Genomic DNA, 4,733 nt, shown 5'->3' with positions numbered 1-4,733 from the left:
ATCGTGTGCAGCCCCATTGGAAATTTCAGGAGCGAGAAGAAGCTCAGAAGCGCGATGGCCAGCACGATGTCGGGAATGATCATCGGCGCGAAGACGAGAGCCTCCAGCGCCCGCCCTTTGCGTCTGCGCGTCTCGATCCCGAGCGCGAGGAGGGTGCCGAGAACCGCCGCGATGGCGGTCGAGATCACGGCGACGATCAGCGTGTTGAGGGCGGCGGAGAGGATGTCGTGGTTCGCCATCAGCGCGCCGTACCACTTGATCGAAAAGCCGGTCCATGCGGTGGGCAGGCCGCCCTCGTTAAAGCTGAGCGCGACGAGGGTCGCGATGGGGATGTTGAGGATGGCGAAGACCACGACGAGAACGGCCGTAAGGCTGCGGCGGGTGGCGGGCGAACGGTCAGCCATCGGCGCCCTCCCGCTTCTCGCCCGCGCCCTTTTCGGCGGCGATGGCCTGAAGCGTCAGAAGCCCCATCATGATCGCGATCAGCACCATCGAGATAGCGGCGCCGAAGGGCCAGTCATTCGCGGTCAGGAACTGCGCGTAGATCAGGTTGCCCATCATCTGGAACCGCCCGCCGCCGAGCAGCGCCGGGGTGATGAAGTTGCCGATCGAGAGGACGAAGACGAAAACCGCGCCAGCCGCGATACCTGGCACCGTCATCGGCAGGATCACCCGGCGGAACGTGGTGAAGGCCGAGGCGCCCAGATCGCGCGACGCCTCGGCAAGTTCCGGGTTCAGCCGAGCAAGCGGCGCGTAGCAGGCGAGTATCACGAAAGGCAGGTAGTTGTAGACAAGGCCGGTGATTACCGCCCCTTCGGTATAGAGCATCGAAGGGGGCTCGCCCTCGTATCCGAGCATTCGCAAGCCTTGGGTGATCAACCCCTCGCGGTTCAGAAGAACGATCCAGGCATAGGTGCGGATCAGGTAGTTCGACCAGAAGGGCAGGACGGCCAGAAAGAGAAGAAGCGGCTGGCGGTGACGCGGCGCAGCGGCGATCGCATAGGCAGCGGCATAGCCGATGATGACGGCGATCAGGGTCGCAAGCCCCGCGATCCGCGCCGAGGTCAGGAAGATCCCGGCATAAAGCGGATCGAAGATCAGCGCGAAGTTTTCCAGCGTAAACGTGTAATCGATCCCGCCGTAGACCCCGCGCTGGAAGAAACCGAGTGCGAGGATCAGCCCGCAGGGAACGACCATCAACGCCGTCAGCCACAGAAGGGCCGGGGCCATCAGGAGGGTCGAGCGGGTATTAGGGCTGTGCACGCTACGGATCTTTTTTCCGGGAAACGGTGCGGGGCCGAATGACCCCGCATCTTTGGTCACTGCGCGGCCTTGATCGCGCTGACGGCCTTGGCATAGGCGCGGCTCGCATCGCCCACGTCGCGGAGCTGTTCGAGCGCGATGAGCTCGGCGGGTGCCATGCCCATATTGGGATAGGTCGCGGCCATGTCCGCTGAAAGGCTTTCCATCGCTGGCTTGTTCGGCACCTTGTAAAGGATGTTCTCGGCCGCCCAGGCGTGGTTCTTGGCGTCGAGGATATAGTTGATGAACTTGAACGCGCCGTCCTTATTGCCGGACGCCTTCATCACCACCATCGTGTCGACCCAGAGGTCGGAGCCCTCGGACGGGATCATGAACTTGATGTCCGGGTTCTCGGCGATGCCGTAGTTGCACCAGCCATCCCAGGCATGAACCAGCGTCGCCTCGCCCGAGACGAGCTTTGAGTAGAAGGTCGTGTCATCGAAGGCGAGCATCGTCTTCTTCGCCTCGATCAGGTCAGCCTCGACCTCGTCGATCTTGGCCTGATCGGTCTCGTTCACAGAGTAGCCGTGCGCGAGGAAACCAGCGGCCAGAAGCCAGCGGTCGGTGCCAAGCAGTGTGACCTTGCCCGCCTGCGCCTCGGCTGGGTGCAGGAGGTCGTTCCATGATGCCGGCTCGGGAGAGACGAGGTCGGAACGGTAGCAAAGCCCGGTCGTGCCCCAGGCATAGGGCACGGAAAAGGCGTTGCCGGGGTCGTGGGGCAACTGGGTCGCTTCGGAATAGAGGTTGGCGAGGTTCGGCACCTTGGCAGGGTCGATCGGTTCGAGCAGGTCAAGATTGTGCAGCACCTCGGCGAAAGGCGACGAAACGAAGACCACGTCATAGCCGGCACCGCCCGAGGCGATGAGCTTGCCCATGATCTCTTCATTGGTGGCGTGAACGACCATCTCTGCGGTTTCGCCTGACTCGGTGGCGAAATTCGCCACGGCGTCGGGGGCCATGTAGCCATCCCAGTTGGAGATGACGAGTTCTGCGGCAGCAGGGCCGGCGGCAACAAGGCCGGCCGCAAGCGTTGCAGCTATGCGCAACGGGGCATGGGACTGTGGCATATCGGTTCCTCTTCTGTTGGTCGTCTGTTGGGTGGGCCGGTTTTATTTTGGCATTTCGGCCCATGGATGGATGAGATTATCTTCCTCACCTTGACCAAACAGTATTATTACGCGAAAAAATACGTCAATAGTCATTTACGTCGGACACCCGCAGCTCCGGCGTTCAGAATCCAGAAGCATGACACAACGAGACAAGAAATCGGCAACGCGCCGGCCTCGCCAGAACCACCTGGACCTTGCGCGCAGCATTCTCGACCTTGCCCGCGACCGCGGGTTTGGTCCGGGCGCGCATATGCCCGAACAGTTGATTGCGATGCAGTGCAATGTTTCCCGCACACCGGTCCGGGCGGCGCTGAAACTCTTGGCCGATCAGGGGCTTGTGGTGCACGAGGCCGAGATCGGCTATCGGCTTTCGGCCGATTTTACCCCGACCTCCGCCTTTTCCGAACCGCTGCCCGATGCTGAGGAAGGCGCGCTCGCCCAGCGGATTATTCGCGACCGCTCGGCGCGGCGGCTTGATGAATCTATTACCGTGGGCGAGGTGATGCGCCGCTACGATGCGGAGCGCCGGACGGTGCTGAAAGCACTCGGCACATTGGCCGAGGATGGGCTGGTGACGCGCGCGCCGGGCCAGTCTTGGGTCTTCGCGAGCCTGCCCGACAGTCCCGAATCGCAGGCCGACAGTTTCGAGTACCGCCTGCTTCTGGAGCCCGCTGCTTTGACCGCGCCGGGCTTCCGGCTGGACGAGGACCGGTCCGCCGCGCTGCGCCGGGCGATGGTGGCCTTTCTCGCCGAACCCGACGACCGGCTCGACCCGCGTGCGTTCCAGCGGCTTGACACGGATTTCCATCTTCTGATCGCACGTGGCGCGTCGAACCGTTTCGTGGCCGAGGCGCTTCTCGCGCATCACCGTCTGCGCGAACTGCCCGGCGCTACGGTGCGTGGAAATGTCGTCCGGCTTCGGCAGGCCATGCAGGAACATCTCGGCATTCTCGACCATTTGGAAAGCGGCCAGCTTGCCGTGGCCGCCGACCTATTGCGGGTGCATCTGCGGCTGTCGCGCAGCCAGCGCCCACAGGCGGCCAACCGCGGCGCGCCGCCTCTCTTCGGCTTGAACGGGCGGGCCGGACGATGAGCGACACCCCGACCATCGCCTTCTTTCCGGAGGCAAGTTTCGGTGCCGCGCTCAACTGCGTCGGCATCGCCCGAGCGCTGAAGGAACGCGGTGCCCGACCGGTCTTCATCTGCCATGCGGGATTTTCCGGCGTCTTCGCGGAATACGGTTTTCAGGAATACCACCTGCCATTGTCGGGTGCACCGGTACCGGAAACCTATTGGCAGGATTTCATCAGCCGCCATCAGCCTCATTTCAATCTTGACCCGGCCGACCAGATCGAAACCTACGTTGCCCCCACTTGGGAGGCGATCGTAGAGACGGCCGAGCAGGCCGAAGCGCCGCTTTTTGCCCTGCTGCAAAGGCTCAGACCCGATGTGGTCGTGCTCGACAATGTGGTGATGTTTCCTGCGATCCTGCGCGCGGGCTGCCCGTGGGTCAGGGTCATCTCCTGCGCGGAAACCGAGCTGCCGGATCCGAATGTGCCGCCCTACCTGTCAGGTCTTCCGGGTGATGATCGCGGCCAATGGCAGGCCTTTGCCGATAACTACAACGCTGCGGTCGGGCCGGTTCATGCCCGGTATAACAGGTTCCGGTTTCGTCACGGCCTTGCGCCCCTGGATGCGGGACAGTTTCTCGAACCGTCGCCCTGGCAGAATCTGCTGCTGGCCCCCTCGATCCTGCGCCATGAGCGCGAGGTCGGGATGGACCCTGCGCGTTTCACCTTCCTCGAAGGCTGTGTCCGGCAGGAAGCACCATATAATGTGCCAGAGTTTGCGACCGCGGAGGGTCCGCTGATCTACGTCTCTTTCGGCAGTCTCGGTGCGCTGGATACGGACCTGATCATGCGTCTGATCGCTGTCTTCTCCGGGTTTCCCGCCCGTTTTCTCGTCAATGTTGGCCCGTTCCGGGATGCCTTTCGCGCGGTTCCCGACAATGTCATCCTCGATCAGTGGTTCCCGCAGCCGAGCGTCGTGGCAAAGGCCGATCTCTTCATCCACCACGGCGGCAACAACAGCTTTTGCGAGGCGCTGTATTGCGGCGTCCCGTCGCTCATCATGCCCTATTGCTGGGACGGGCATGACAACGCCCGCCGGGCGGTCGAAACCGGGACGGGCAAATGGCTCCACCGCGCCAACTGGACGTCAGAGGAGCTGGTGCTGGCGATGCGATCCGCACTTGAAGATACAGAAATGCGCGACAGGTTGGGGGCCAATGCCCGACGAATGACCCCCGCAAACGGCGTCAAT

At 62.9% G+C, this 4,733-nt stretch carries 5 protein-coding genes; 2 read left to right on the top strand and 3 right to left on the bottom strand.

Annotation, left to right across the window (positions count from 1 at the left end; all coding sequences use genetic code 11):
• From WBB85_RS21120 to WBB85_RS21110, 3 genes are all read right to left on the bottom strand, one after another.
• Nucleotides 1–404 (bottom strand): ABC transporter permease (locus WBB85_RS21120; RefSeq protein ID WP_432640549.1); only part of this gene is annotated, 404 nt, incomplete at its 3' end.
• Nucleotides 397–1,263: an ABC transporter permease gene (locus WBB85_RS21115; protein WP_432640548.1), complete on the bottom strand. Its 867-nt coding sequence runs from the start codon at nucleotides 1,261–1,263 to the stop codon at nucleotides 397–399. The genes WBB85_RS21120 and WBB85_RS21115, both read right to left, overlap by 8 nt.
• Before the next feature lie 56 nt (nucleotides 1,264–1,319).
• Entirely contained in the window at nucleotides 1,320–2,369 is a 1,050-nt protein-coding gene (locus tag WBB85_RS21110) for a polyamine ABC transporter substrate-binding protein (RefSeq protein ID WP_432640547.1), read from the bottom strand.
• Between the two features lie 178 nt (nucleotides 2,370–2,547).
• Here WBB85_RS21110 and WBB85_RS21105 point away from each other — a divergent pair, with 178 nt between their 5' ends.
• Both WBB85_RS21105 and WBB85_RS21100 read left to right on the top strand, forming a co-directional pair.
• Nucleotides 2,548–3,504, top strand: coding sequence for a GntR family transcriptional regulator (locus WBB85_RS21105; protein ID WP_432640546.1), 957 nt, complete (start codon nucleotides 2,548–2,550; stop codon nucleotides 3,502–3,504).
• On the top strand, nucleotides 3,501–4,733 hold a 1,233-nt coding region (locus WBB85_RS21100; protein ID WP_432640545.1), incomplete at its 3' end, for a glycosyltransferase. The genes WBB85_RS21105 and WBB85_RS21100, both read left to right, overlap by 4 nt.

It is taken from the genome of Albidovulum sp. (assembly GCF_049646345.1).
GTDB lineage: Bacteria > Pseudomonadota > Alphaproteobacteria > Rhodobacterales > Rhodobacteraceae > Albidovulum.
The sequence above is the reverse complement of the archived record's forward strand: the minus strand, read 5'-3'. Positions and strand labels throughout refer to the sequence as shown.